Raw genomic sequence first — 25,030 nt, 5'->3', positions numbered from 1 at the left:
GCAGCGCCTATGCTCGGCGTTCAAGAACAAATCCCGTCCGTCCCGGCCACTGCCGCGAGACCACAGCCTGACCATGCACCCGACCGGAACCCTGCGCGGCATCGCCGCGATGCTGTTGGCTTGCGCCTTCTTCGCCTGCATGGACGCGCTGCTCAAGACCCTGGCCGGGCACTACCCGCCGGTGCAGGTGATGGCGCTGCGCGGTCTCACGGCGCTGCCGCTGGTGTGCGTGTACATCGTCTGGCGGCGCGAGGCGGCCGGCGTTTTCAACCGCCGGCTGCGCTGGCGCCTGCACCTGCTGCGCACCGCGCTGAACATGACGATGCTGGTGCTCTTCGTGCACGGCCTGAAGACCCTGGGCCTGGCCGAGGCCTACACGCTCACGTTCATCGCGCCGTTGCTGATGGTGCTCATCGCCGTGCCGATGCTGGGCGAATCGGTGCAGCCGCGGCACTGGATCGCCATCGGGCTGGGCTTCGTCGGCGTGGTGGTCGCGCTGCGGCCCGAGCAGGGGGCCTTCCTCTCGACGGGTGCGCTGGCGATCCTGGTGGCGGCCGTCTGCTATGCGCTGTCGAACATGCTGGGCCGGCTCATCAGCCGCACCGAGCCGAGCGCCGCGCTGGTCTTCTGGACCACGGCGGGCATGGCCGTCGGCGGCAGCCTGTTCGCGGCGCCGCAATGGGTGCCGCTGCAGGCCGGGCACGCGTGGGCGCTGGCGGGCCTGGCCCTCAGCGGCTTCCTGGGCCAGCTGGCCATCGCCGAGGCCTTCCGCCACGGCCAGGCCGCGGCCATCGCGCCCTTCGAATACAGCGCGCTCGCGTGGGCGCTCGTGATGGACTGGGTGTTCTGGCAGGCCGCACCCGATGCATGGACGCTGGGCGGCGGGGCGTTGATCGTCGCGAGCGGACTGTGGCTGGCGCGCAGCGAGGCGCCGAGGTCTGTGCAGAAAAAGCAGAAGGCCGCCTGAGCCGCTAGAGTCGGCCAGAAGCAGCCACGCGCACAAGACTTTCAATGCCCCGAACCACTTCCGAGATCGCTCACGACATCGCCAACTTCGCACCGCCGGAGGATGGCAGCTGGCGCCACCTGGACTCGCTTCTGGATGAACTCTGGAGGGCAGGCAGTCCGGAGCAAGCCATGCCCGAAATGCTGAGCGTCTTCGAGCGCTACCCGGAGGAAGACGGCTATGGGGTCATGTGGACCATCGTTCACGGATTGGAGAGCTTGCCGAACTACCAGCCTGAGCTTCTTCGCTCCCTCGCGCGACAGCCCAGCGAACTCGGCATCGCCATGGTCGGTCGCATCCTGAACGCCGGCACGACGGAGATCGGTGGCGTTTCATTGCTGCAGACGCTGCACGATCTGGCGAACACGGCGGCCTCTTCGTACCTCAGGGAAGAGGCGCTCCGCGTGGCGTCGCGACCGCGCTGAACGTCCCGTCGTGAGGTGCATCGGATAGCCGCTTATTCGCATCGTGCGCCGCGATGCTCCCACGCTGCCCGGCTTAGCGATCCAAGCCCATGACCACAGAGCCTCTTCCAATCACCCGGCCCGCCATCCTCTTCGTCGCATGCGCCGCGGCGGCGGGGTTCTTCTGGTGGGCATTCCATGAGCGGTACTACAGGCACAGGGACTGCATTGAAGTATCCGCATCCAGCTGCATCACGCCCGACGGCGCCAATCTGATCGGCGGGAGCGCCGTCTGGTCCGTGGTCGCTGGCCTCTTCACGTGCGCCTCGGTCTACTACCTGGGGGTCGTGCTTCGCCGTCGTCGGGCGAATGGCCGCTGATGGCCGGCTGAAGCGAGAGTTCAGGCCCCGCCGTCTTGTCGAGCCAATACGGGCGCCTCATGCCGCGAGGCCACTTCCGGCTGGCCATCGAGCGTGGCCCGCGCCTTGGCAAAGCAATCCACGTCGGCCGGCAAGGCCACGCCGCTTTGGGCGGAGCGGGTCCAGATGTGGCTCGTGAGTTCGACCGCGTTGGGGTCGTCGTAGCACCCGCGCGAGATGGCGCGCACATCGGGCCAACGCTCGAAGGTCAGGCCCATCGTCGTGCCGCACGAGGGGCAGAAATGAACGAAGACCTGCTTGTGGCTGCCGTCCGATCGGTGCGCGTACTGCCGCAGTTCGCCGTCGTTGAACTGCACGGCGTCCATCGGAAAAAGCGACTCCGCATAGAAGGACGTGCCGGTCATGCGCTGGCAGAACGTGCAATGGCACGCGAACGTGCGCAGCGGCGGCTGGGTCGTGCTGAATCGGACCTTGCCGCAGAGGCAACCCCCTTCAAGTACAGCTGGCATACGGCACCCGGAAAAAAAGAGGGGATTCTGCCCCCTCGATCGACGGCGCTCGATGCAGCTGCGCGAACCGCGCTCAGGCCAGCCCCAGCTCCTTGGCCTCGGCTTCGTAGTGGGGGTACGACGCCTTCATCGTCGCGCCATTGAGGATCATCTCGGCCACCAGCGTGCGCGAGGGCATCTCGTACACCTGGGTGCGTATCCACACGGATTCGGTGCGCGCGCTTTCGCTCAGCGCGATGATCTCGCGCTCCAGTTCGTAGTCCTGGTCGACGAAGAGCGGGCCCTTGATCAGGCGAATCTCCTGCCCGGCGAACAGGCCCACGGCCGGCTTGCGACCATTCAGTTGCGCCTCGGCGCTGGTGGAGCCGAGCAGCACGCTGATCATCTCGGTCGGGATGATGGCCCGGCCCCACGGCGAGCGCTTGCCGCCTTCGGCCGTGTACCAGTCGCAGGGCTCGGTGATGACCTTGAGCTTGTCGGCGAGCGTGAAGGGGTAGTGATCGCCCATGTGCTGGTCGAAGCCCATGCGGATCTTCTCGACGACGGCGCCGCGCTGGCCCACGCGCAGGTCGCGGTTGATGACCAGGCCTTGGGCCGGGCGCAGCTTCGCGATGCGCTGGGGCAGCTCGTGCGGGTGCTGGCCGGCATCGCCCACCGACGCGGTGCCGGTCAGCACCGGCGTGCCGTCGGCCTTCTCGGCGCGCAGGCGCACGAAGGTGGCGCCGGGCGCGGGCAGGTCGACAAAGGCGCGCACCGACTCGCCCTCGACCACCATGTTCTGGTAGTGGGCGCTGATGCAGCCGGTCTCGAACCAGGCCTGGCCGAACACATGGAAGAGCAGGGGATCGAACTGGCTGAAGTGCGTCGGCCCTTCGATCGGCCCGGCGCGCAGGCCCAGCGTTTCGGCCGTCGCGTCGTCGTGGATCGACTTGTGGTCGTCGTAGGTCTGGTCGGCCAGCATCTGGCGCGGCTGGCGCAGCGGGCCGCACAGGCCCAGGGCGGTGGTGGTGAAAGGCGAGGTCATGGGGAAGGGCTCCGTGTAGCCGGCGGCGGGCGCCAGTCGAGTTCGCGATGATGGCAAAGTCTCCGCGCCGCGCCTGTCGCCTAGGGAACGCCTGATGCGGCCGGCCGCGCAGTCACTGGCGGTCGGCGCACGGAAGATGCATCGGTCGTCCTTGCATGACGGTCCGGGTGGTCGCCTGCCTCATTGCGCCTCGACGCCCAGCTCGCGCATCCGCCTGGTGATCACGTTGAACTCCTCCTTGTACGACGCCGCGAACTGCTCGGGCGTGCTGTTCATCACCTCGAAGCCCCGGCCCACGAACAGCTGGCTGACGTCGGGCGAGCCGACGATGGCGCGCACTTCACGGGCCAGCTTGTCGACGATGGGCTGTGGCGTCTTCGCCGGTGCCAGCAGCCCGATCCAGACGTTGGTGTCGTAGAGCGGGTCCTTGAAGCCCAGCTCGTTCATGGTCGGAACCTGCGGGAGCGTGGTGGAGCGCTGTCGTCCCAGCACGGCCAGCGGCACGACCTTGCCCGTTGGCACATGCTGCATCGCGCTGGGCACCGACGACAGTCCGACGTCGATGGTGCCCGACAGCAGGTCGGTCACCACGGGCCCTTCGCCGCGTTGCGGCACATGCACCATGCCTGCATTCAGGCCGCGGTTGAGGCTCTCGCCGGCCAGATGGCCCAGCCCGCCCACGCCCCAGGACCCGTAGCTCAGCTTCGCGCCGCCCTTGGCCACCTTGGCCTTCAGGTCTTCGATGCTCTTGATGCCGGTGCCGGGGTGCGTGGAAATCAGCGCCGGGCTGCGCACCACCTGCGTGACGCCGACGAAGTCCTTCTGCGGGTCGTAGGCCAGGGTCTTGAACAGCGCCGTGTTGTTGATCTGCGAATCGGTGATGGTCATCAGCAGCGTGTAGCCGTCGGGCTTGGCGCGGCCGACTTCGCCGGCGCCGATGGCGCCTGCCGCACCCGCTTTGTTGTCCACCACCACCGGCTGCCCCATCGATTTCGACAGGCGATCGCCCAGGGTGCGTGCCACGAAGTCGGTCGCACCGCCGGCGGCGTAGGGCACGACGAGGCGGATCGGCCGCGAGGGGTAGCTCTCCTGCGCGGCGATGGGCAGCGCCAGCGTGATCGCTGCGCATGCGGCAGTCATTTGCTTGAACATGGTTGTCTCCAGTGGTGGGGTTGGGTGGTCTGCTGTTGTTGGGGGTGTCAGAGATCGAGAACGAGCACGGCGCTGCGCGCGCGAGACACGCAGGGCAGGATGCAGGTGTGGCTGTCGCGCTCCTCGTCGCTGAGCACGAAGTCGCGGTGATCCGCCTCGCCCTCGAGCAGCGGCACCTCGCAGCTGCGGCACATGCCTTCGCGGCACGAGAAGGGAATGCTGACGTTGGCGCCTTCCAGTGCGTCGAGCAGGCTCTGCCGCGGTGCGACCTCGATCCTCTGGCCGCTGCGATGCAGCACCACGGTGAAGGTGCCGGCCGGCGCTGCGGGCGTGGCGGGTTCCGGCGGTGCGAAGCGTTCGAAATGGGTGGCCGCCTTGTCGATGCCGACAACGCCTGCGGCCGCGCCGACCGCGTTCATCAGCCCTTCGGGGCCGCAGCAGTAGAGGTGGGCGCCTGGGGCCGTACCGGCCAGCCAGCCCGCCAGGTCGGGTGGCGTGCCCGCCGCTTCCTGGTCCACGTGCAGCTGCACGCGGTCATGGTGGCGCGCCAGCGTCCACGCATAGGCGGCACGGGCCCGCGTGCGCACGCAGTACAGCAGCTTCCAGGGCCTGGCGTGGGCCTCGCACCAGAGGATCATGCTCAGGATGGGCGTGATGCCGATGCCCCCGGCCACGAACACATGCTCTGTGGCGGCCGGGTCGATGCCGAACAGGGCGCGCGGCGCGCCCACCTCGAGCACATCACCCACGGCAAGGCGCTGGTGAACGAAGGCCGAGCCGCCGCGCGAGGCTGGCGCCAGGCCCACACCGAGCACGTAGCGGTGGCGCTCCAGCGGCGAGTTGGCCAGCGAGTACTGGCGGCGGATGTCGCCGGGCAGCAGCAGGTCCACATGGGCGCCCGAGGTGAAGGGCGGCAGCGCGGTGCCGTCCTGCGCACGCAATTCCAGGCCGAGCACATCCTGCGCCTCTTGCGTGAGGCGGGTGACGAGGAGCTTCATGGCTCAGGCCTTGACGGGTTCGGGCGCTGCTGTGGCGGCAGGGCGGGCCGCGGCTTCCTCGAGCGCTTCTTCTTCCAGCCGGCGCGAGACCATCCAGCGGAACTGGTTCAGCGCGGCGTCGATGCCGAAGGCCATCATCTTGAAGTCGGGCGCCAGCGCCAGGCTCTTTTGCTGCGCGGTGATGATGTCGCGGTCTTCGTCGAAGGCATCCACCACGGCCTGGTGGATCGAGTGCGTGACTTCGGGTTGGTCGATGGCGAAGTTGTGGGGATGCGCGAAGAAGTAGTGGGTGGAGTTTTCCGTCTCGGGCGTGATGGCCTGGCAGCCACGAAACTCGATCGCACCTTCGCGGTTGCCTTCGGCAGCGCCCTGGCCGGTGGGCGCCATGCCGGAGTCCATCAGCAGGATGGCCGGGATGGTGAAGTTGTAGATGTTCCATCGATCGACCCTGCTGCCCCAGTCCTTGACCGCCTGGGCGAAAGGCGGCGGCTCGGTGTCGAGGGCCCACCGGGTGATGCGCACGCCGTTGTCGATGCGTTCGACCTTGGGCTGGGCGGCGGCGTAGTCCGCACTGCCTCCCAGCGTGGTCGGGTGCACGAAGGGCAGGTGAGAGAAGTCCAGCAGGTTGTCGCAGATCAGCAGGTAGTTGACGTCGTAGTGGATGTAGCCGTCCAGGCTGCGCCAGTGCGGGTCGTCCAGCCATGGCGTGTCGGGGATCAGCGCCGGGTCGGCCTTGTCGGGGGCGCCCATCCAGATCCAGACCCAGCGGTGGCGTTGCACCACCGGGAAGGTGCGCACCCTGGCCTGGATGGGAATGCGCTTCTGGGCCGGCGCCTCGATGCACTGGCCCGAGGCGTCGAACTTCAGGCCGTGGTACATGCAGCGCACGCAGTCGCCTTCTCGCCGTCCCACCGACAGGGGCGCGCCGCGGTGGCAGCAGCGGTCTTCCATGGCGACGATCTCGCCGTCGTCCTTGCGGTACATGAGAACGGGCACGCCGATGATGGTGCGGGCGAACAGGCCCTGCGGCGTGAGCTCGTTGTCCCAGGCAGCCACGTACCAGGTGTTTTTGATGAACATGGGGAGTCTCCTTTGTTGTCCGCCGCGTTCGGGTCACGGCATGGGCAGAGCGTAGGACGAGGGTTCCCATGTATCAATGTCATTTCAGTCATTCCTAGAATGCGCAGCATGCATGCGGAAAACCTCGACCTGAATTTGCTGGCGGTCTTCGACGCGATGTTTCGCGAGGCCAGTGTCACGAAGGCCGCGCAGGGCCTCGGGCTGACGCAGAGCGCGATGAGCCATGCGCTCAACCGGCTGCGTGCTTTCTTCGACGACCCCTTGTTCGTCAAGGTCGGCAGCCGCATGGAGCCCACGCGCAAGGCCGAGGGCATGCGCGCTGCGGTGGTGGAGGTGATGACCACCGTGCGCCAGCAGATCCTGGCAGGCGCCCGGTTCGAGCCCGCACTGGCGCGACGCACCTTCACCCTGTGCATGACCGACATGGGCGAACTGGTGTTCCTGCCGCCGCTGCTCGAGCGCTTCAAGAAGGAGGCGCCCGGTTGTTCGCTGCGAACGCTGCAGGTGCCGCTCGAGCAGGTCGAAGGGCTGCTTGCGTCAGGCGAGGCCGACCTGGCGGTGGGGTCCATCCGTGCGGCGCCCGAGGGGCTCTTTCATCAGCGCCTGTTCCTGCACTCCTTCGTGACCATCGCCAGCGCGCGGAACAAGGACATCGGCGCCACCCTCACGCGCGAGCGCTTCGAGGCGATGCGGCACATCGTGGTCTCGCTCACCGGCCACTCGGCGGAGAGCTACGACAAGGTGCTGGAAGACCAGGGCATCCGCCGCACCGTGGCCGTGATGACGCCCCACTTCCTGATGGTGCCGCTTCTGATGGACCGGCACGCCGATCTGCTCGCGACCGTGCCGCGCGAACTGGCGGAGGTCTTCGCCCGCATGGGCACGGTGCGCATGTTCGAGCCGCCGGTGCCCGTGCCCCAGTTTCAACTCAACCAGCACTGGCATCCGCGCTTTCACCACGACCCGGCCGTGGTCTGGCTGCGCGACGTGATGAAACATACCTTCGAGCACTACCCACGCATCACCACGCAGGCCGAGCCTCCGGCCAGGAAAAGTGCGCGAGCCAAGTCGCGTTGACGCGCCGGCCGGCATCGACTTTCCCTCTGCTGCGAACCTCATCCCCCACCCGTTTCTGCGTGCCCGCTTGTTCGAGCGGCCGCGCACTGTTACAAAGGGCGTCTCCATGCGCTCGCCCACCTTTCTCTTCGTTTCGCTGCTCTGGCTTGTCGTGGCCGTCCCGGCCGCGCAGGCGGAGGTGGTGCGCTGCACCGATGCCGACGGGCGCATCGTCTACACCGACGGTGCCTGCCCGCCGGGGACCAGGCAGTCGCGGCAGCTGCGCATCGACGAGCCGCCGCCTGCACCGCCGCGCGCCTCCAACGAGGAAGACTCTCCGCGCCGGCCGGACTACGCGGCACCGTCTGCCCCACCGCCGCAGCCCGCACCCTCGGGGCCGGCCATCATTCCGCGCTACCCGGTGGGCGAGGCGCCTGCGGCCGACCCGGGGCCGACCTACATCTGGGGCGGCGATCCGTACTACGGCCCGCCGCGACCGGGGTATCACCCCCGGCCGCCGCGTCCGCCGCGCGACCCCGGGCCGCCGCCCGGCCAGCGGCCATGCAATCTCGCGGGCATCAAGCGCAACAACTGCTGAGCGCGTTCGTCCTCTTTCCTCTGCTTCCTGCTTCTTCATGACCGTTGCCGCGCCCGAGCGCCTTTCCCCGTGGGTCGTCCATTGCGACGGCAGTGCCATGCCGAACCCCGGGCGCATGGGCGTCGGCGTCGTCATCACGCAGCCCGACGGCACCCGCCACACCTTCTCGCAGGCCACGCACACCACGGGCTGCAACAACGAGGCCGAGCTGCGGGCGCTCACGCTCGCGCTGCGCGAACTGCAGGCGCGCGGCGCCACGAGCGTGCAGGCCTTCAGCGACAACAGCACGCTGGTCGAACAGCTGAGCGGCGCTGCCGACGTGCGACCGATCGTGCGCATGGCGCCGCTGTTCGACGAGGCGCGCACGCTGCTGCAGGGCTTCGACGAGGCGCGCGTGCAATGGATTCCGCGCCACCGCAACGCCGAGGCCGACGCGCTCGCGCGGGCCGCGCTGGGCTTTGGGCCGAAGCCGCCGCCCAAGGCCTGGAAGAAGCGGCGCTAGCGGCCCTCGCGAAGGGGTATGTGGCAGGTTCTATCATTCGGGTCGATTCAGACACCCGTTTCCCCATGACCGAAGAAGCCACCTCCAAGCCCACGCTGCCCGACCATCTCTCGACCGATCCGCGCAGTCCGCACCACATTCCCGCCGTGTTCGAGCACCCGATCGGTATCCGTTTCAACGGCAAGGACCGCCTGGACGTCGAGGAATACTGCATCAGCGAAGGCTGGATCAAGGTGCCCGCCGGCCGTACGCTGGACCGCAAGGGCTATCCGCTGCTGATCAAGCTCAAGGGCGCTGTCGAGGTGTACTACCGCGACTGACGGACCGGGGCACGCGCCCCACCGTTCCTGTTTTTTCTTTCAGCGCCACTGCAGCAGCAGCGACCACGGCTGCCGGCTCATGTGGCGATCGACGCATGCGCTGCGGCCCGCCGTGCAGCCTTCGGGCAGGTAGCTCGGGTCCAGCAGCCGCGTGCCGGGCGCAAAGGCCAGGCGCCGCAAGGTGACCGACTGCAGCACGTTGCCACCCACGGCATCGAAGCCCGCCCCGTCCACGCCCACCACCACATCGCAGTGCATCGGCAGCGGCGCGCCGCCCGTCGGGCGCGCGGCGATCACTTCGCCGATCTTGGCGAAGCGATCGAGCGCAGTGCCGCGCGCGCCGCGTGCGTGGCAGACCAGGTCGCCGGGGCGTGGCGGCGTGCGCATCAGGTCGCAGGCGCGCAGGGCCTGCGGTGTCGCGCGGCCCGCCGCCTCGTCGATGCCGGCCTGCCACGCGGCGCCGGCGTAGTCGACGTGCGCCTCGGAAAAGACGAACTCGTCGGCACCGAGCCCGGCCTCGCGTGCGACCCAGCTGACGAACGCGGCGGACCAGGGCGTGTCGATCACCGCGACGCGCTGCAGGGTCACCTCGATGGCGCGCTGGTCCGGTGCGGCCAGCCCCTGGTCGGGGCCGACGCCCAGGCCTTGCAGGCGCGCCGCGCTCGCCTGGTTCAGCGCGTCGGTCAGCCGCGTGCGGTCGGCCGCGTGCGGGGCGCCGAAGCGAACGAGAGAAGGCAACCGCTCGCTCGACGGATCGACCGCGCGCCAGTAGCGCAGCACGCGTTGCCATGCGGGCAGCGCGTCGATCGGATAGCGCGTGTCTTCTGCTTCTGAATAGCCAGACTCGGTGAGCCGGCCTTCGGCGTCCATCGTCTGGCTGCCGAAGGCAACGTGCTCCTGCCGGGCTAGCGCGGCCATCGCGAGGGCGCGTGGCGGCGGCGGAATGTAGGAGGCCGTGGCAAGGCAGCCGGACGCGGCCGATGCGAAGGTGGGCGCCGCCGCGAACGTCAGGGCTGCGCACAGCGTGCGCGCGGCGTGGCGCAGCGGTTGTGTGAGCGCGGAGGAGGGTGCGATGACGGGCGGTGGCGGCATGTGAGGCGAGCATAGCGGGGCACTGCCCGTGGCAAGCAGAATGCAGGGCGCTCCCTGAAGCGCCGGACCGTCCGGCGCAGGCGCTCCACCGTGAAGCTCAAGACCATCCTGCTGCGGATCCTCGGCGTCATCGCCGGCCTCGCGATCGTGGGCTATGCCGCGTTCCAGTGGAGCCCGTGGCCCTCGGTGCTGATGATCCGCTATGCCTTCGGCAAGGGATCGGACGCTGCATCGCAGTCGCTGCAGAAGCACGTGCCGCCCGGCATCGCGACGGTGCTCGACCAGCACTACGACGAGGCCGATCCGGATGCCTACCTCGACGTGTTCCGTCCGGCCTCGGCGGGCGCGCAGCCCTTGCCCACCATCGTGTGGGTGCACGGCGGTGCCTGGGTCTCGGGCCACCGGCGCGACGTGGCGAACTACGCGCGCGTGTTGGCGGGGCAGGGCTTCACCGTGGTGGCCGTCGGTTATTCGATCGCGCCGGGCGAGGGCTATCCGGTGCCGGTGCGGCAGGTGAACACGGCGCTGGGTTATCTGGTGCGCGAGGCGGCGCGGCTGGGCGTGGACCCCGCGCGGCTCGTGCTGGCCGGCGACTCGGCGGGCGCGCACATCGTCGCGCAGGTCGCGAACGCGGTGGCCGTGCCGGGCTACGCGAAGGCCGTCGGTCTCACGCCCGTCATCGCGCGCGAGCAGCTGCGGGGTTTGCTGCTGCACTGCGGGGCCTACGACGCGGCGCAGGCCAAACTCGACGGTGCCTTCGGCGGTTTCCTGCGGACCGTGTTCTGGTCGTACAGCGGCAGCAAGGATTTCCAGAACGCGCCGGCCTTCGAGACTGCGTCGGTGCGCCGCTATGTGACCGGGGCCTTTCCGCCGTCGTTCATCACTGCAGGCAATGGCGATCCGCTCGAAGGGCAGTCGCGGTCGATGGCTGAAACGCTGATGGCGAAGGGCGTGCAGGTCGACAGCCTGTTCTTCCCCGCCGATCAAACGCCGGCGTTGCCGCACGAGTACCAGTTCAACCTCGATGATGCGCCGGGGCGGCTGGCGCTGGAGCGCTCGCTGCAGTTCTTGCGGCGCGTCACGGCGCCGTAGCTAGGTCAGCCCTGGGGCTTGCTCGGCAGGTCGCCTTCGCGCAGCTTGCGGCCGACCCACATCAGGCCGGTTTCATAGTCGGCGCTGCCGACCTGCACGCCGCCCACGGTGCGCAATGCACCAGTGCCGTCATCGGTGGCCGGGCCTTCGCCCGTGAGGTCGCCGGGGACCAGCAGGCGGCCGTCCTTCAGGAAGTCGGCGATGCGCAACTGGCGCATGCCGCGGCCCCAATGCCAGTGCTGCTTGAGGTCGAAGGATTTCGGCGATGGCGCGGGTTTGGATTTCTTCACGGGATGTCGGGGAGGGGCTTGCGAAGGTTCGCGTCGGCGCGATCAAACGTACAAGTGAACGCACCATGAAAAAAGCCTGCTACCTTGTGGGTAGCAGGCTTTCCAGCGTTGCCGCGATGTTGGTTGGTGGGCCCTGAGTGACTCGAACACTCGACCTACGGATTAAGAGTCCGCTGCTCTACCAACTGAGCTAAGAGCCCTTGCTTTGAAAACCGTTAGTGTTTTCTGGCAAGACCACGAGTATATACCAATCTTTTTGGGACTTCAAAAAATTTCTGCACATTTGTACGAGGGCGTTAGGATGCGCGACCTTCGGGGCCCCGCCCCACCCCCTATCCGAGGAGTTTTCGATGAGCGATGCAAGCAACACGCCCCATGTACTGATCACCGGCGCCGCGGGCGCGCTGGGCCGGGCCGTGGCCCAGCACTTTCTTGACCAGGGCGCGCGGCTCGCGCTGGTCGATCACCACGCCGGTCGCCTGGCCGAAGTCTTCCCGGGCCTGGACAACTCACAGCACCTGCTGCTTGCCGGCGACGTGACCTCGGCGCCCGACATGGCCGCGCTCACCGGCCAGGTGCTGCAGGCCTTCGGCCGCGTCGATGCGCTGGTGCACATCGCCGGCGGCTTCGAGATGGGCGAGGCGACGCACGCACTCACGCGCGCGAGCTGGGACCGGATGATGAATCTCAACGCCTGGTCGTTCGTGGCCGTGACGCAGGCCGTGCTGCCCTCGATGATCGAGCGCCGCGCGGGCCGCATCGTCGCGGTGACGGCCAAGGTGGCGGCGCGCGGCCTGCCGGCGATGGCGGCGTACATCGCGTCGAAGAGCGCGCTGCAGCGGCTGGTGGAATCGATGGCGGCCGAGGCCGCGCCGCACGGCGTGAACATCAACAGCGTCGCGCCCAGCGTGCTCGACACGCCGGCCAACCGCCAGGCGATGCCCGACGCGAACCCGGCCGAGTGGGTGTCGACCTCGGTCGCGGCGCAGACCATCGGTTTCCTGGCATCGCCGGGCGCTGCGGCATTGCACGGCCAGCACCTGACGCTCGACGCTTGATCTGACATTTCCCGGCGGCAGCGCACAGCTGCAAATGAAAAAGGCCTTGGCGATTGCCAAGGCCTTTTTGCTGGGTCGGTTGGTGGAGAGGAGGAGGATCGAACTCCCGACCTCCGCATTGCGAACGCGGCGCTCTCCCAGCTGAGCTACCCCCCCAACACAGGCCACATTTTATCCAGCCGCGCATTTCCATGCACGCGGCCGTGCCAAGATGCGCCCCGGAAAAACAAGGAGCAAACACCGCATGGAAGCGCACGACCCCGCCTGGCTGGAAGGCATGTACAACAACCTGGCGCGGGTGAAGGACCACCCCGCGTACTTCGCGCGCTGGGGGCGCGATTCCGCCGCGGCGCGCGACACGCTGCCGTGCCGCATCGACGTGCCCTACGGCACCGGACCGAACGAAACGCTCGACGTCTTTCCGGCGCCCGTGCCCGATGCGCCGGTGCTGGTCTTCATCCACGGCGGCTACTGGCGCGCCATGGACAAGAAGGACCACTCGTTCATCAGCCCCGCCTTCCACGACCGCGGCATCTGCGTGGTGCAGCCCAACTACGCGCTGTGCCCGGGCCCGGTCGACCAGCCGGTGACGGTGCCGGGCATCCTGCTGCAGATGGTGCGGGCGCTGGAATGGACCTGGCGCCACGTGGCGGCGCATGGCGGCGACCCGTCGCGCATCACCGTCGCGGGGCATTCGGCCGGTGGCCACATGGCGGCCGCGTTGCTGGCCTGCGACTGGAAGGCGGTCGCGCCCGATCTGCCCGCGCAGCTCGTGCGCAATGCGCTGTCGGTCTCGGGTCTGTTCGACCTGCGTCCGCTGCAGCGCACGCCCTTCCTCGAGCACACGCTGAAGCTCACCGATGCCGACGCGCGGCGCGCGAGCCCGGCGCTGTGGCCTGCGCCGGCGCGCGGCCAGCTCTATGCGGCGGTGGGGGGCAACGAGAGTGCGGAGTTCATCCGCCACAACGCGATGATCCGCGAGGCCTGGGGCCGACACACCGTGCCGGTGTGCGAGGTGCTGCCGGGGCTCGACCACTTCGGCGTGGTCGATGCGCTGGCCGATCCGGCGCACGCGCTGCACCGCTACGCAGTGCAACTGCTCGAGGCCTGAAAGAAAAGACGGGCGGGCAGAGGGCCGCCCGTCGCGCTCACATCAGCAGGTGTTCGCCGGCGTTGTCGCCGCCCAGCGTGACGTAGTTGACCTTGCGGATGTCCATCAGCGTGCGGCCGCCCGCGTAGCTGATCGAGCTTTGCACGTCCTGCTCCATCTCGACCAGCGTGTCGGCCAGCTTGCCCTTGATGGGCTCGAGGATGCGCTTGCCTTCGACGTGCTTGTATTCGCCCTTGTTGAAGTCGCTGGCCGAGCCGTAGTACTCCTTGAAGAGCGTGCCGTCGACGTCGACCGTCTTGCCCGGCGACTCTTCGTGGCCCGCGAACAGCGAGCCGATCATGACCATCGACGCGCCGAAGCGGATGCTCTTGGCGATGTCGCCGTGGTCGCGGATGCCGCCGTCGGCAATGATGGGCTTGGTGGCCACGCGCGCGCACCACTTGAGCGCCGACAGCTGCCAGCCGCCCGTGCCGAAACCGGTCTTGAGCTTGGTGATGCAGACCTTGCCCGGGCCGATGCCGACCTTGGTCGCGTCGGCGCCCCAGTTCTCCAGGTCGATCACGGCTTCGGGCGTGCCGACGTTGCCGGCGATCACGAACGACTTCGGCAGCTTGGCCTTGAGGTAGCCGATCATGTTCTTCACGCTGTCGGCATGGCCGTGCGCGATGTCGATCGTGATGTATTCGGGCACAAGGCCTTGGGCCACCATCTGGTCGACGGTGTCGTAGTCGGGCTTCTTCACGCCCAGCGAGATCGAGGCGAACACGCCCTTGCCCTGCATGTCCTTCACGAACTGGACGTTGTCCAGGTCGAAGCGGTGCATCACATAGAAGTAACCGTTCTGCGCGAGCCACAGGCAGATCGACTCGTCGACCACCGTTTTCATGTTGGCAGGCACCACCGGCAGGCGGAAGGTGCGCTCGCCCAGCGTGACGCTGGCGTCGCATTCCGAGCGGCTTTCCACGCGGCATTTGCGTGGCAGCAGAAGGATGTTGTCGTAATCGAAGATTTGCATGACCAGGCTCCAGAAAGGAATCGTTGAGTGGAACGAATGAGCGCTTGGTCCGGCCGGTTCTCGTGGTCGCGTCATGAAAATGACGGCCAAAAAAAACCGGACGCAAGAAACTTGGGCCCGGTGATTGATTTTACGGCCATGGCGATGATGCGCAAGTTGCCGGGGCGTATTGACCCTATGGGTTGCTGCGTATACCCGACGACCGCGGTGCGCTTCTTCCTCAGAACCGGTAGCCGATGCCCACGCCGAACAGCCACGGGTCGACCTTCACGGTCGAAAGCTGCACGCCGTCCATGTTCACGGCGCTGCGGATGCGCAGCTTCTTCACGTCGATGTTGAGGTAGGTGTTCTTCGCCACCTCGATGTCGACGCCGGCGCCCAGCGCGAGGCCGAAGCTCTCGTTCTGCAGCTGCAGGCGCCCGACCGTCGGCACCTGCAGGTTGACGCTGCTCAGTCGCGTGTAGTTCAGGCCCGCGCCGATGTAGGGCCGGATCTTCGCGGTGGGCATGAAGTGGTACTGCAGCATCAGCGAGGGCGGCAGGTGCTTGAAGGTGCCGATGTCCACCGGCCCGCCCAGCGCGCTCTGTTGCACGGTGACCGTCTGTTTCTGCGGCACCGTCAGCACCAGTTCGGCGGCGATGTTCGGCGTGAAGAAGTAGGTGACGTCCAACTCGGGGATGGTCTTGCTGTTGACCGTGATGGCATCGGCCGGAATCGACAGGTCGGCCACCGGGGCCGAGTGGTTCGCCGGCTTCAGGTACACGGCGCGGGCGCGCACCAGCCAGTTGCCCTGAGTGTCCTGCGCTGCGGCCGGCAGGGCGACCATGGCGCCGAGCAGGGCGGCGATGCAGGCGGGGGCGAGTTTCTTGGGCATGGGTTCTCCAGTGACGGCCGGCGCGCAGGGCCGGCAACTGAGAGGCAGTCTCCCGCCGGGCATGGCCGCCTCGCTTGATCTGCCGCAAGCGCGGCGGGCCGGTGCACGCCAGCGGGCCCGGCCTTGATCCAGGTCATGCCCGCAGGGGCAAGCGCGCTCGGCGGGGCCCTGGGCGGGGCAGCTTTCTACAATGGCACCCATGCTCCCTCACGACCTGTTTTCCGGCGCGTCCGCAGCCGATACGGGCGGCCCTGCCTCGCCGTTGCTGAACAACCTCAACGCCGAGCAGCTTGCTGCCGTCACGCTGCCCGCGGGCAATGCCCTCATCCTTGCCGGTGCCGGCTCCGGCAAGACGCGGGTGCTCACCACCCGCATCGCCTGGCTGCTGCAGACGGGGCAGGTGTCCGCTGGCGGCATCCTGGCCGTCACCTTCACCAACAAGGCCGCCAAGGAAATGATGACGCGGCTGACCGCGATGCTGCCAGTGAACGTGCGCGGCATGTGGATCGGCACCTTCCACGGCCTGTGCAACCGCCTGCTGCGCGCGCACTGGAAGCTGGCCAACCTGCCCTCGACCTTCCAGATCCTCGACACGCAGGACCAGCTCTCGGCCATCAAGCGCCTGATGAAGCAGTTCAACGTCGACGACGAGCGTTTTCCGGCCAAGCAGACCCAATGGTTCATCGCCGGCGCCAAGGAAGACGGCCTGCGCCCCGGTGACATCGAAGCCCGCAGCGACGACGACCGCAAGAAGGTCGAGCTCTACCAGCTGTACGAAGAACAGTGCCAGCGCGAAGGCGTGGTCGACTTCGGCGAGCTGATGCTGCGCAGCTACGAGCTGCTGCGCGACAACGAGCCCGTGCGTGAGCACTACCAGCGGCGCTTTCGCCACATCCTGGTCGACGAGTTCCAGGACACCAACCGCCTGCAGTACGCATGGCTGAAGATGCTCGCGGGCCACACGGCGGCCGGCGGCCACTTCACGCCGGGCGAGCACAACAGCGTGATCGCCGTGGGCGACGACGACCAGAGCATCTACGCCTTCCGCGGCGCGCGCGTGGGCAACATGACCGACTTCGTGCGCGAGTTCGACGTGCGCCGCCAGATCGTCCTGGAGCAGAACTACCGCAGCTACAGCAACATCCTCGATTCGGCCAACGAGCTCATCAGCCACAACAAGAAGCGCCTGGGCAAGAACCTGCGCACGACCCAAGGCCCGGGCGAGCCCGTGCGCGTGTACGAGTCGCCCACCGACCTCGCCGAAGCGCAGTGGATGGTCGAGGAAATGCGCCAGCTGGCGCGCGACGGCTTCGACCGCAAGGAAATGGCTGTGCTCTACCGCAGCAATGCGCAGAGCCGGGTGATCGAAACGGCGCTGTTCAACGCCTCGGTGCCGTACCGCGTGTACGGCGGCCTGCGCTTCTTCGAGCGCGCCGAAATCAAGCATGCGCTGGCCTACCTGCGCCTGCTCGAGAACAAGGACGACGACACCAGCTTCCTGCGCGTCGTCAACTTCCCGCCGCGCGGCATCGGCGCACGCACGCTCGAAAGCCTGCAGGACGCGGCGCGCGCCGCCGGGCGCTCGCTGCACGACGCGGTGAGCGCGGTCGGCGGCAAGGCCGGCTCGAACCTCACGGCCTTCGTCGCCAAGATCGACGTGCTGCGCGAACAGACGCAAGGCGTGAGCCTGCGCGAGATCATCGAGCTGGTGCTCGACCACAGCGGCCTCGTCGAACACTACAAGGCCGACCGCGAAGGCGCCGACCGCATCGAGAACTTGGACGAACTCGTGAACGCGGCCGAAAGCTTCGTCACGCAGGAAGGCTTCGGCCGCGACGCCGTGGCGCTGCCGGTCGACGAGTTGCGCCAGTCGCCCGCCAGTCAGGGGCTCGACCCCAACCGGCCGGTGCTCGACGAGCCGCTCGCACCCGATGCCGAAACCGGCGAAACGCTGAGCCCGCTCGCAGCCTTCCTGACGCATGCGGCCCTCGAGTCGGGCGACAACCAGGCGCAGGCCGGGCAGGACGCGGTGCAGCTCATGACCGTGCACGCCGCCAAGGGCCTGGAGTTCGACTGCGTGTTCATCACCGGCATGGAAGAGGGCCTGTTCCCGCACGAGAACTCGATGAGCGATTTCGAGAGCCTCGAGGAAGAACGCCGCCTGATGTATGTGGCGATCACGCGCGCCCGCAAGCGCCTGTACCTGAGCCATTCGCAGACGCGCATGCTGCATGGCCAGACCCGCTACAACGTCAAGAGCCGCTTCTTCGACGAGCTGCCGGAAGGCGCGCTCAAGTGGCTCACGCCGAAGAACCAGGGCTTTGCGCCTTCGGCCTTCGGCTATGGCGGCGGCTACGGCAGCACGCGCGGCGGTGCCGGTGGCTACGGTGGTGGAGGAGGCGGCGGCAACCGCTACGGTGGTGGCGGCAGCAGCGCCGGCAAGGACACCTTCGCCAGCCCGCCCGTGCCGCCGCAGAAGACCGCGCCGTCGCACGGCCTACGTTCAGGCATGCAGGTGTTCCACAACAAGTTCGGCGAGGGCACGGTGACCGCGCTCGAAGGCACCGGCGACGACGCGCGGGCGCAGGTGAAGTTCGCGCGCCACGGCGTGAAGTGGCTGGCGCTGTCGGTGGCGAAGCTCACGCCGGTCTGAGGCCGGCGGTCCCGCTTGCCCGAAAGGGCAGCGGGCGATGCCCTCTCAGTTCGCGTCGAAGCTGTCCCGGAAGGTGAACCAGGTCGAGGCCAGCGACATGGCCGCCAGCACCAGTGCCGTGCCGATCATCAGGATGTTGCCGATCGCCAGGGCTGCGCCGTCGGAGCCCATGGCGCCGACGCCGATCAGCACGGTGGCGAGCAGGCCGATGGCGATGCCCGCGAGCATGAACACGCCGAACCATGCCAGGCCGAACAGCGCGTAGGCGCCGAAGTTACGGAACAGCGCGACGATGCTGAAGAAGACGCTCTTCACCGGCTCCACGCGGTGCCAGTGCACCAGCGCCGGCGCATGCCACATGGCCAGCGACAGCGGCAGGTTCAGGCACATCAGCAGCGTGCGCGCCGTGAGGAACTCGCTGCTCTTCATGACTTCGGGCGTCACCGCTTCGTCGAACAGGTAGGCGCGCATGAGCTGGCCGCCGTCGACCAGTGCCGTCAGCGTGACGGCCAGCACGAAGTACACGGCCGAGATCACGCCCAGCACCACCAGCGAGCGCCATTCGGTGCGCATGGCGTCGAACACCGCGATGAACATGGCCGAGCCCGTGGGGCGGCCCTGGTCGCCCGCGTTGCCCAGGCCGTCGGCGTTGTCGGTCGCAGCCACCGAGGTCGCGACCATCAGGCCGAGGGTCATGAAGGGCAGCAGGATCGGTGCGAGCACGCTGCCGAGCAGCGGCAGCATCGACACCGTCGAGATCATCGCCATCAGCAGGAAGAACAGCGAGATGAAGGCCAACGGCTGGCGCCAGAAGGTCTTGAGTCCGAGGCGGACCCAGTCGAAGCCGGTGCGCGCCGGCACGAGGTGGAGTTTCATGTGGGGGTCAGAAGGTGTGAAGGAATCCGGCGTGGCCGAGCAGGCCGCCCAGACGCGCCCAATCAAGGCGCAAAGCGCAGCCATAGCTTGGGCTATGGCGAGCATTTGCAACGCAGAGTGGGTGTGTCTGGGCGGGATGAGCGGGCATGGCGGGTTCGGTCACACCTTCTTTAGGCTGCCAGCGCCGGCTCTAAGACGTGGGCGATGGCGTGCGGGTGGGTGGCGCGCTCGCGCAGCACGCGCTCGAAGTGCGTCGGGTCGTGGGGCTTGAGCATGCTGGCCTCGCGCGGCAGGTGGAAGTCCCACAGGCGCGAGATCCAGAAGCGCAGCGCGGCGGCGCGCAGCATCGCGGGCAGCAGGGCGCGCTCGGAGGCGTTCAGCCTGCGCACGCTCTCATACGCGGCGAGCAGGGCGTCGGCGCGGGCGGCGTCGTGCCGGCCGCTGGCCAGGTCGATGGCCCAGTCGTTCAGGCACACGGCCAGGTCGAACAGCCAGGTGTCGGTGCCGGCGAAGTAGAAATCGAACACGCCCGTGAGGCGCGGCGGCGCATCGGGCTCGCCGCCGGTCGCGAACATCACGTTGTCGCGGAACATGTCGGCATGCACCGGGCCGCGCGGCAGCGCCGCGTAGGCCGACGATTCGGCGACATGGTTCTGGTAGGCCAGCTCGGCGCGCAGCAGCGCCGACTGCGCCTCGTCCATGTGGGGCAGCACCACCGGGGCGGTCTCGTTCCACCAGGACAGGCCGCGCAGGTTGGGCTGGATGCGCGGGTAGTCGCGCCCGGCCAGGTGCATGCGGGCCAGCATGGCGCCCAGTTCAGCGCAGTGGGCGGCCGTGGGGGCCAGCTCGCTGCGGCCCGACAGCTTCTGCACCAGCGCCGCCGGCTTGCCGGCCACGCGGTGCAGCAGCTCGCAGGGCGCCTGCGCGGGGATCGACAGCGCATGGCCGGTCGGCGGCGCCACGGCCGGGTCGGCCACGGGCGCGGGCACCGGCAGGCCGGCACCGGCCAGGTGCTTCATGAGGCAAAGGTAGTACGGCAGTTGCTCGGCGCTCAGGCGCTCGAACAGCGTCAGCACGAACTCGCCCGACTCGGTGGTGGCGAAGTAGTTGGTGTTCTCGATGCCGCCCTCGATGCCGCGCAGCTCGCGCAGGGCGCCCATGCCAAGGCGCTGGACGAGCGCGTCTGCCTCGCCGAACTGGACTTCGGTAAAAACTGCCATGGCGATGCTCAGCGCCGGACGGCGGCTGCGGGAGAAAAGAGGGAGGGCGGGAAGGAGAACGACAGCGTCACGGTCAGAACTTCAGCACGTTCCAGACACGCGGGCCGTTGCCGCCGCTGTTCGCGTCGCCGGTCGTGCCGGGGCGGGCGCTGCCGCCGTCGTTGGGCAGCACTTCGTAACCGGGCATGTTCGACTTGGGCTTGACGTTGATGCTCTGCGTGCGGCCGCCGTAGCGCACCTCGTCGACCGAGGCGCCGCTGTCTTCCGTGTGGATGTGCTCGACCTTCTGGTTGCGCCGGCCATCGGCCTGCTCCTGATTTTGTAGCGGTTCCGCCGGGGCCGGCTTGGCGGCGGGCGCGGCCGGCGCCTGCGCGAGGGCGGCAACGGGGGTGGCGAAAGCCAGCGCCAGCAGGATGCGGCGGGCGACCAGGAGTGGGGAGCTAGGCATGCACGGATTGTAGGCGTGCACCCGCTGGCGGCGTGTCGGCCGCCAGCCGACCCTGGTGTCGTTCCGGACGCCGGTCCGGGCACGGCAAAATGCCCCGATGACCGACAAGAAAACGCTGCTGCTCGTCGATGGCTCGAGCTACCTGTACCGGGCCTTCCACGCGATGCCCGATCTGCGCGCCGTGCCCGGCGACCCCAAGAGCCCGGCCACCGGGGCGATCCGGGGCATGATCAACATGATGACCGCGCTGCGCCGCGAGGTGCGCGCCGACTACGCGGCCTGCATCTTCGACGCCCCTGGCAAGACCTTCCGCGACGACTGGTACCCCGAGTACAAGGCCAACCGCTCGCCGATGCCCGACGACCTGCGCAGCCAGATCGACCCCATCCACGAAGTCGTCAGGCTGCTCGGTTGGCCGGTGATTACCGTGCCCGAGGTCGAGGCTGACGACGTGATCGGCACGCTCGCCAAGGTGGCGGCCGCGCAGGGCGTCGAGGTGATCGTGTCCAGCGGCGACAAGGACCTGAGCCAGCTGGTCGACGAGCACATCACCATCATCGACACGATGAACGGCAAGAAGCGCGACATCGCCGGCGTGACGGCCGAGTTCGGCGTGCCGCCCAGCCTCATGGTCGACTACCAGACGCTCATCGGCGACACGGTCGACAACGTGCCCGGCGTGCCCAAGGTCGGCCCCAAGACAGCGGCCAAATGGCTGCTCGAATACGGCTCGCTCGATGCGCTGGTCGAACGCGCCGCCGAAGTGAAGGGCGCCGCCGGCGAGAACCTGCGCCAGGCCCTCGACAAGCTGCCGCTGAGCAAGCGCCTCGTCACCATCCGCACCGACTGCGACCTGAACGGCTTTGTCGAAGGCCTGCCCTCGCTCGAAGGCCTGCCCGTCGGTGCGCCGCAGACCGCCGAGCTGAAGCCTTTCTACGAGAAGTTCGGTTTCAAGAGCCTGGTCAAGTCGCTCGAAGCGCAGGAAGTGCCGCCCGAGCTGATCGAAGAGAACGCCAAGAAGAAGGCCGCTTCGAAGGCCGACCGCGACCAGGGCGGCCTGTTCGACGAGCCTTCCGAGCTGGAGGCGCAAGAGGCCGCCGCGCCCGCGAGCAACCTGAAGTACGACACCATCATGGAATGGGCGCAGTTCGACGCCTGGCTCGCCAGGCTCGAGGCCGCCGAACTCACGGCCATCGACACCGAGACCACCTCGCTCGACGAAATGGTCGCGCAGATCGTGGGCATCAGCTTCAGCGTCACGCCGGGCGAAGCGGCCTACATTCCGCTCACGCACAACTACCCCGACGCGCCCGCGCAGCTGCCCATCGACGAGGTGCTCGCCAGGCTCAAGCCCTGGCTCGAGAACGCCGACAAGAAAAAGCTCGGCCAGCACATCAAGTACGACCGCCACGTGTTCGCCAACCACGGCATCGAGGTGCAGGGCTACGCGCACGACACCATGCTGCAAAGCTACGTGCTCGAAGTGAACAAGCCGCACGGCCTGTCGTCCCTGGCCGAGCGCCACCTGGGACGCAGCGGCATCTCCTACGAGGACCTGTGCGGCAAGGGCGCGCACCAGATCTCGTTCAGCCAGGTCGACATCGCCAAGGCCGCCGAGTACTCGTGCGAAGACAGCGACCAGACGCTCGACGTGCACCACGCGCTGTGGCCCCTGCTGCAGAAGGAAGAAAAGCTGGCCTACATCTACCAGCTCGAAATGGATTCGAGCGAGGCGCTGTACCGCATCGAGCGCAACGGCGTGCTGATCGACGCGCCCACGCTGGCCGCGCAGAGCCACGACCTGGGCACGCGCATCATGGCGCTGGAGCAGGAGGCCTACGACATCGCGGGCCAGCCCTTCAACCTCGGTTCGCCCAAGCAGATCGGCGAAATCTTCTTCACCAAGCTGGGCCTGCCCGTGGTCAAGAAGACGCCGAGCGGCGCGCCCAGCACCGACGAAGAAGTGCTGGAGAAGCTGGCGGAAGACTATCCGCTGCCCGCCAAGATCCTCGAGCACCGCGGCCTCTCGAAGCTCAAGGGCACCTACACCGACAAGCTCGGCCAGCTGGCCAACCCGCGCACCGGCCGCGTGCACACGCACTATGCGCAGGCGGTGGCCGTCACGGGCCGCCTGAGCAGCAACGACCCCAACCTGCAGAACATCCCGATCCGCACGCCCGAAGGCCGCCGCGTGCGCGAGGCCTTCGTGGCACCGGCGGGCAGCGTGATCGCCAGCGCCGACTACTCGCAGATCGAGCTGCGCATCATGGCCCACATCAGCGGCGACGAGTCGCTGCTGCGCGCCTTCACCGACGGCGTCGACGTGCACCGCGCCACGGCCGCCGAGGTGTTCGGCACCACGCCCGACCAGGTGTCGAGCGAGCAGCGCCGCTATGCCAAGGTCATCAACTTCGGCCTCATCTACGGCATGAGCAGCTTCGGCCTGGCGAAGAACCTGGGCATCGAGACCAAGGCCGCGGCCTCGTACATCGATCGCTACTTTGCGCGCTACCCAGGCGTGAAGACCTACATGGACCAGATCGTGGAGTTCGCGCGCGACAAGGGCTATGTCGAGACCGTGTTCGGCCGGCGCCTCTACCTGAGCGAGATCAACGGCGGCAACGGCCCCCGCAAGAAGGCGGCCGAGCGCCAGGCCATCAACGCGCCGATGCAGGGCACGGCGGCCGACCTCATCAAGCTCAGCATGGTCAAGGTACAGAACGTGCTTGACGAAGAAAAGCGTGCCACCAAGATGATCATGCAGGTGCACGACGAACTGGTGTTCGAAGTGCCCGAGGCCGAGGTCGAATGGGTGCGCACCGAAATCCCGCGCCTGATGGCCGGCGTGGCGGCGCTCAAGGTGCCGCTGCTCGCCGAGATCGGCGTCGGTCCCAACTGGGACAAGGCCCACTGATCCTCACTGATCCACGTTCGCACGACCCAACGAGACATCCCGAAGAAAGAAGAAGCACCTCCATGAAACTCCAGCCCCGCACCTTCCTGCTCGCCGCCGTCTGCGCGGCCTTCCTCGGCACCGCTTCCGCAGCCCCTGATGCCCGCATCGCCGCGCTGGCCGCCAAGGAAAAGCCCGCCCTGCTCGAGACGCTGAAGGAGCTGGTCTCCATCGAGTCGGGCAGCCGCGACATCGAAGGCCTCGAGAAAATCTCCGACCTCATCGCCGCCAAGTTCAAGGCGCTGGGCGGCGAGGTCGAGCTCATCGATCCGAGCGCCGACGCCTACCGCATGGAAGACACGCCCGAGAAGATCGGCCGCGTGGTGCGCGCCACCTTCAAGGGCACGGGCACCAAGAAGATCATGCTCATCGCGCACATGGACACGGTCTACACCGTGGGCATGCTCAACAAGCAGCCGTTCCGCGTCGACGGCGACAAGGCCTACGGCCTGGGCATTGCCGACGACAAGCAGGGCGTGGCCGTCATCACACACCTGGTGTCGATGCTGCAGGCGCTGAAATTCAAGGACTACGGCACGCTCACCGTGCTGATCAACGGCGACGAGGAAATCAGCTCGCCCGGTTCGCGCGCGCTGCTCACCAAGCTGGGCGGCGAGCACGATGCGGTGCTGTCGTTCGAGGGCGCCTCCATCAAGGACGACAAGCTCTCGCTGGCCACTGCGGGCATCGCCTCGGTCACGCTGAACGTGGCGGGCAAGGCCTCGCACGCGGGCTCCGCGCCCGAGCTGGGCGTGAACGCGCTGTACGAGCTGTCGCATCAGATCCTGCAGATGCGCGACCTGTCCGACCCGTCCACGGGCCTGAAGATGAACTGGACCATCTCCAAGTCGGGCACCAACCGCAACGTGATCCCGGCCAGCGCCACGGCGGGCGCCGACGTGCGCGTGCTCAAGGTGGCCGACTACGACCGCATCGAGCAGCAGGTGAACGAGCGCGTGAAGAAGCAACTGGTGCCCGAGGCCAAGGTCGAGCTGAAGTTCGAACGCCGCCGTCCGCCGCTCGAGGCCACCGACGCGTCGCGCGCGCTGGCCAAGCACGCGCAGGCCATCTACAAGGACGAGCTGGGCCGCCCGCTGGGCGCCGACGACAAGGCCGCCGGTGGCGGCACCGACGCGGCGTTCGCCTCGCTCAAGACCAAGGCGCCGGTCATCGAGCGCTTCGGCCTGCAAGGCTTCGGCGCGCACACGGCCGACGCGGAGTACGTGCTGATCGACTCCATCGAGCCGCGCCTCTATCTGGGTGTGCGCATGGTGATGGACATCGCCACCGGCAAGACCACCGTCCGCTGACCGCCACCG

Annotated in this window: 24 protein-coding genes and 2 tRNA genes; 12 read left to right on the top strand and 14 right to left on the bottom strand. The window is 68.0% G+C overall.

What is annotated here, in order from left to right:
* Nucleotides 1–73: 73 nt before the first annotated feature.
* Together AC07YS_RS09070 and AC07YS_RS09065 are read left to right on the top strand one after the other, a co-directional pair.
* Entirely contained in the window at nt 74–967 is an 894-nt protein-coding gene (locus AC07YS_RS09070; protein WP_495268558.1) for a DMT family transporter, read from the top strand.
* Nucleotides 968–1,011: 44 nt separating this feature from the next.
* The gene (locus AC07YS_RS09065) at nt 1,012–1,431 is read left to right on the top strand and encodes a hypothetical protein (RefSeq protein ID WP_495268557.1); all 420 of its coding nucleotides are present in this window, start codon (nt 1,012–1,014) and stop codon (nt 1,429–1,431) included.
* Between the two features lie 379 nt (nt 1,432–1,810).
* Here the strand turns inward: AC07YS_RS09065 and AC07YS_RS09060 are convergent, their stop codons facing one another.
* The 5 genes from AC07YS_RS09060 to AC07YS_RS09040 all read right to left on the bottom strand — a co-directional run bounded on the left by AC07YS_RS09060 (nt 1,811) and on the right by AC07YS_RS09040 (nt 6,553).
* The gene (locus AC07YS_RS09060) at nt 1,811–2,299 is read right to left on the bottom strand and encodes a GFA family protein (protein ID WP_495268556.1); all 489 of its coding nucleotides are present in this window, start codon (nt 2,297–2,299) and stop codon (nt 1,811–1,813) included.
* Between the two features lie 73 nt (nt 2,300–2,372).
* The gene (locus AC07YS_RS09055; protein ID WP_495268555.1) at nt 2,373–3,323 is read right to left on the bottom strand and encodes a hypothetical protein; all 951 of its coding nucleotides are present in this window, start codon (nt 3,321–3,323) and stop codon (nt 2,373–2,375) included.
* A gap of 180 nt (nt 3,324–3,503) precedes the next feature.
* Complete coding sequence (locus AC07YS_RS09050; protein WP_495268554.1) at nt 3,504–4,475, bottom strand: Bug family tripartite tricarboxylate transporter substrate binding protein; 972 nt, start codon at nt 4,473–4,475, stop codon at nt 3,504–3,506.
* Between the two features lie 47 nt (nt 4,476–4,522).
* Nucleotides 4,523–5,473 (bottom strand): PDR/VanB family oxidoreductase, encoded by a 951-nt coding sequence (locus AC07YS_RS09045; protein WP_495268553.1) that lies wholly within the window; start codon nt 5,471–5,473, stop codon nt 4,523–4,525.
* Nucleotides 5,474–5,476: 3 nt separating this feature from the next.
* Entirely contained in the window at nt 5,477–6,553 is a 1,077-nt protein-coding gene (locus AC07YS_RS09040) for an aromatic ring-hydroxylating dioxygenase subunit alpha (RefSeq protein WP_495268552.1), read from the bottom strand.
* A gap of 108 nt (nt 6,554–6,661) precedes the next feature.
* Here AC07YS_RS09040 and AC07YS_RS09035 point away from each other — a divergent pair, with 108 nt between their 5' ends.
* The 4 genes from AC07YS_RS09035 (at nt 6,662) to AC07YS_RS09020 (ending at nt 9,029) form a co-directional block, all read left to right on the top strand.
* The gene (locus AC07YS_RS09035; protein WP_447742174.1) at nt 6,662–7,630 is read left to right on the top strand and encodes a LysR family transcriptional regulator; all 969 of its coding nucleotides are present in this window, start codon (nt 6,662–6,664) and stop codon (nt 7,628–7,630) included.
* 106 nt (nt 7,631–7,736) lie between these two features.
* Nucleotides 7,737–8,207 carry a DUF4124 domain-containing protein gene (locus AC07YS_RS09030; RefSeq protein ID WP_495268551.1) on the top strand — a complete coding sequence of 157 codons (471 nt, stop codon included), beginning with the start codon at nt 7,737–7,739 and terminating at the stop codon, nt 8,205–8,207.
* A 37-nt stretch (nt 8,208–8,244) separates the two neighbouring features.
* Complete coding sequence (locus tag AC07YS_RS09025; RefSeq protein ID WP_492729163.1) at nt 8,245–8,709, top strand: ribonuclease HI family protein; 465 nt, start codon at nt 8,245–8,247, stop codon at nt 8,707–8,709.
* A gap of 65 nt (nt 8,710–8,774) precedes the next feature.
* Nucleotides 8,775–9,029, top strand: a complete 255-nt coding sequence (locus AC07YS_RS09020; RefSeq protein ID WP_062468964.1) for a DUF3297 family protein — start codon at nt 8,775–8,777, stop codon at nt 9,027–9,029.
* Nucleotides 9,030–9,068: 39 nt separating this feature from the next.
* Here AC07YS_RS09020 and AC07YS_RS09015 read toward each other — a convergent pair whose 3' ends face one another.
* Nucleotides 9,069–10,121, bottom strand: a complete 1,053-nt coding sequence (locus AC07YS_RS09015; protein WP_495268550.1) for a DUF2272 domain-containing protein — start codon at nt 10,119–10,121, stop codon at nt 9,069–9,071.
* A 90-nt stretch (nt 10,122–10,211) separates the two neighbouring features.
* On the opposite strand from AC07YS_RS09015, the gene AC07YS_RS09010 reads away from it, so the two are divergent.
* Nucleotides 10,212–11,213, top strand: a complete 1,002-nt coding sequence (locus AC07YS_RS09010; protein ID WP_495268549.1) for an alpha/beta hydrolase — start codon at nt 10,212–10,214, stop codon at nt 11,211–11,213.
* A 5-nt stretch (nt 11,214–11,218) separates the two neighbouring features.
* On the opposite strand, the gene AC07YS_RS09005 is transcribed toward AC07YS_RS09010, so the two are convergent.
* Together AC07YS_RS09005 and AC07YS_RS09000 are read right to left on the bottom strand one after the other, a co-directional pair.
* A complete protein-coding gene (locus AC07YS_RS09005; protein ID WP_062468955.1) occupies nt 11,219–11,503 on the bottom strand; it encodes a hypothetical protein in 285 nt (94 codons plus the stop codon).
* Nucleotides 11,504–11,627: 124 nt separating this feature from the next.
* Nucleotides 11,628–11,703: transfer RNA gene (locus tag AC07YS_RS09000), tRNA-Lys, on the bottom strand.
* A 150-nt stretch (nt 11,704–11,853) separates the two neighbouring features.
* On the opposite strand from AC07YS_RS09000, the gene AC07YS_RS08995 reads away from it, so the two are divergent.
* On the top strand, nt 11,854–12,561 hold the full coding sequence (locus AC07YS_RS08995; RefSeq protein ID WP_095946812.1) for an SDR family NAD(P)-dependent oxidoreductase: 708 nt from the start codon (nt 11,854–11,856) through the stop codon (nt 12,559–12,561).
* An 80-nt stretch (nt 12,562–12,641) separates the two neighbouring features.
* On the opposite strand, the gene AC07YS_RS08990 is transcribed toward AC07YS_RS08995, so the two are convergent.
* Nucleotides 12,642–12,717, bottom strand: a tRNA-Ala gene (locus tag AC07YS_RS08990).
* 88 nt (nt 12,718–12,805) lie between these two features.
* Here AC07YS_RS08990 and AC07YS_RS08985 point away from each other — a divergent pair.
* Nucleotides 12,806–13,672 (top strand): alpha/beta hydrolase, encoded by an 867-nt coding sequence (locus AC07YS_RS08985; RefSeq protein ID WP_062468950.1) that lies wholly within the window; start codon nt 12,806–12,808, stop codon nt 13,670–13,672.
* Between the two features lie 37 nt (nt 13,673–13,709).
* Here AC07YS_RS08985 and AC07YS_RS08980 read toward each other — a convergent pair whose 3' ends face one another.
* Entirely contained in the window at nt 13,710–14,687 is a 978-nt protein-coding gene (locus tag AC07YS_RS08980) for a GMP reductase (RefSeq protein WP_062468948.1), read from the bottom strand.
* Between the two features lie 220 nt (nt 14,688–14,907).
* Nucleotides 14,908–15,561, bottom strand: coding sequence for an OmpW/AlkL family protein (locus AC07YS_RS08975; protein WP_495268548.1), 654 nt, complete (start codon nt 15,559–15,561; stop codon nt 14,908–14,910).
* A 199-nt stretch (nt 15,562–15,760) separates the two neighbouring features.
* Here AC07YS_RS08975 and AC07YS_RS08970 point away from each other — a divergent pair, with 199 nt between their 5' ends.
* Nucleotides 15,761–18,214 (top strand): UvrD-helicase domain-containing protein, encoded by a 2,454-nt coding sequence (locus AC07YS_RS08970; RefSeq protein ID WP_495268547.1) that lies wholly within the window; start codon nt 15,761–15,763, stop codon nt 18,212–18,214.
* A gap of 45 nt (nt 18,215–18,259) precedes the next feature.
* Here the strand turns inward: AC07YS_RS08970 and AC07YS_RS08965 are convergent, their stop codons facing one another.
* The 3 genes from AC07YS_RS08965 to AC07YS_RS08955 form a co-directional block, all read right to left on the bottom strand.
* The gene (locus tag AC07YS_RS08965; protein WP_095946815.1) at nt 18,260–19,090 is read right to left on the bottom strand and encodes a BPSS1780 family membrane protein; all 831 of its coding nucleotides are present in this window, start codon (nt 19,088–19,090) and stop codon (nt 18,260–18,262) included.
* Between the two features lie 170 nt (nt 19,091–19,260).
* The gene (locus AC07YS_RS08960) at nt 19,261–20,310 is read right to left on the bottom strand and encodes a homoserine kinase (RefSeq protein ID WP_070061775.1); all 1,050 of its coding nucleotides are present in this window, start codon (nt 20,308–20,310) and stop codon (nt 19,261–19,263) included.
* A 73-nt stretch (nt 20,311–20,383) separates the two neighbouring features.
* Nucleotides 20,384–20,758: a hypothetical protein gene (locus AC07YS_RS08955; RefSeq protein WP_062468938.1), complete on the bottom strand. Its 375-nt coding sequence runs from the start codon at nt 20,756–20,758 to the stop codon at nt 20,384–20,386.
* Nucleotides 20,759–20,855: 97 nt separating this feature from the next.
* Here AC07YS_RS08955 and polA point away from each other — a divergent pair, with 97 nt between their 5' ends.
* Entirely contained in the window at nt 20,856–23,672 is a 2,817-nt protein-coding gene (polA, locus tag AC07YS_RS08950) for a DNA polymerase I (protein ID WP_495268546.1), read from the top strand.
* 62 nt (nt 23,673–23,734) lie between these two features.
* Nucleotides 23,735–25,021 (top strand): M20/M25/M40 family metallo-hydrolase, encoded by a 1,287-nt coding sequence (locus AC07YS_RS08945; RefSeq protein WP_095744265.1) that lies wholly within the window; start codon nt 23,735–23,737, stop codon nt 25,019–25,021.
* Nucleotides 25,022–25,030 lie beyond the last annotated feature (9 nt).

The organism is Variovorax sp. GW458-11-26-14-LB1 (assembly GCF_059423965.1).
Note: the sequence above shows the minus strand (reverse complement) of the source record. Positions and strands in the feature narration are given on the sequence as shown.

Bases quoted from the DNA above. Each gene is read 5' to 3' on its own strand.
- AC07YS_RS09070 (WP_495268558.1), top strand. From the start codon at position 74: ATGCACCCGACCGGAACCCTGCGCGGCATCGCCGCGATGCTGTTGGCT.
- AC07YS_RS09065 (WP_495268557.1), top strand. From the start codon at position 1,012: ATGCCCCGAACCACTTCCGAGATCGCTCACGACATCGCCAACTTCGCA.
- AC07YS_RS09060 (WP_495268556.1), bottom strand. From the start codon at position 2,299: ATGCCAGCTGTACTTGAAGGGGGTTGCCTCTGCGGCAAGGTCCGATTC.
- AC07YS_RS09055 (WP_495268555.1), bottom strand. From the start codon at position 3,323: ATGACCTCGCCTTTCACCACCACCGCCCTGGGCCTGTGCGGCCCGCTG.
- AC07YS_RS09050 (WP_495268554.1), bottom strand. From the start codon at position 4,475: ATGTTCAAGCAAATGACTGCCGCATGCGCAGCGATCACGCTGGCGCTG.
- AC07YS_RS09045 (WP_495268553.1), bottom strand. From the start codon at position 5,473: ATGAAGCTCCTCGTCACCCGCCTCACGCAAGAGGCGCAGGATGTGCTC.
- AC07YS_RS09040 (WP_495268552.1), bottom strand. From the start codon at position 6,553: ATGTTCATCAAAAACACCTGGTACGTGGCTGCCTGGGACAACGAGCTC.
- AC07YS_RS09035 (WP_447742174.1), top strand. From the start codon at position 6,662: ATGCATGCGGAAAACCTCGACCTGAATTTGCTGGCGGTCTTCGACGCG.
- AC07YS_RS09030 (WP_495268551.1), top strand. From the start codon at position 7,737: ATGCGCTCGCCCACCTTTCTCTTCGTTTCGCTGCTCTGGCTTGTCGTG.
- AC07YS_RS09025 (WP_492729163.1), top strand. From the start codon at position 8,245: ATGACCGTTGCCGCGCCCGAGCGCCTTTCCCCGTGGGTCGTCCATTGC.
- AC07YS_RS09020 (WP_062468964.1), top strand. From the start codon at position 8,775: ATGACCGAAGAAGCCACCTCCAAGCCCACGCTGCCCGACCATCTCTCG.
- AC07YS_RS09015 (WP_495268550.1), bottom strand. From the start codon at position 10,121: ATGCCGCCACCGCCCGTCATCGCACCCTCCTCCGCGCTCACACAACCG.
- AC07YS_RS08995 (WP_095946812.1), top strand. From the start codon at position 11,854: ATGAGCGATGCAAGCAACACGCCCCATGTACTGATCACCGGCGCCGCG.
- AC07YS_RS08985 (WP_062468950.1), top strand. From the start codon at position 12,806: ATGGAAGCGCACGACCCCGCCTGGCTGGAAGGCATGTACAACAACCTG.
- AC07YS_RS08980 (WP_062468948.1), bottom strand. From the start codon at position 14,687: ATGCAAATCTTCGATTACGACAACATCCTTCTGCTGCCACGCAAATGC.
- AC07YS_RS08975 (WP_495268548.1), bottom strand. From the start codon at position 15,561: ATGCCCAAGAAACTCGCCCCCGCCTGCATCGCCGCCCTGCTCGGCGCC.
- AC07YS_RS08970 (WP_495268547.1), top strand. From the start codon at position 15,761: ATGCTCCCTCACGACCTGTTTTCCGGCGCGTCCGCAGCCGATACGGGC.
- AC07YS_RS08965 (WP_095946815.1), bottom strand. From the start codon at position 19,090: ATGAAACTCCACCTCGTGCCGGCGCGCACCGGCTTCGACTGGGTCCGC.
- AC07YS_RS08960 (WP_070061775.1), bottom strand. From the start codon at position 20,310: ATGGCAGTTTTTACCGAAGTCCAGTTCGGCGAGGCAGACGCGCTCGTC.
- AC07YS_RS08955 (WP_062468938.1), bottom strand. From the start codon at position 20,758: ATGCCTAGCTCCCCACTCCTGGTCGCCCGCCGCATCCTGCTGGCGCTG.
- polA (WP_495268546.1), top strand. From the start codon at position 20,856: ATGACCGACAAGAAAACGCTGCTGCTCGTCGATGGCTCGAGCTACCTG.
- AC07YS_RS08945 (WP_095744265.1), top strand. From the start codon at position 23,735: ATGAAACTCCAGCCCCGCACCTTCCTGCTCGCCGCCGTCTGCGCGGCC.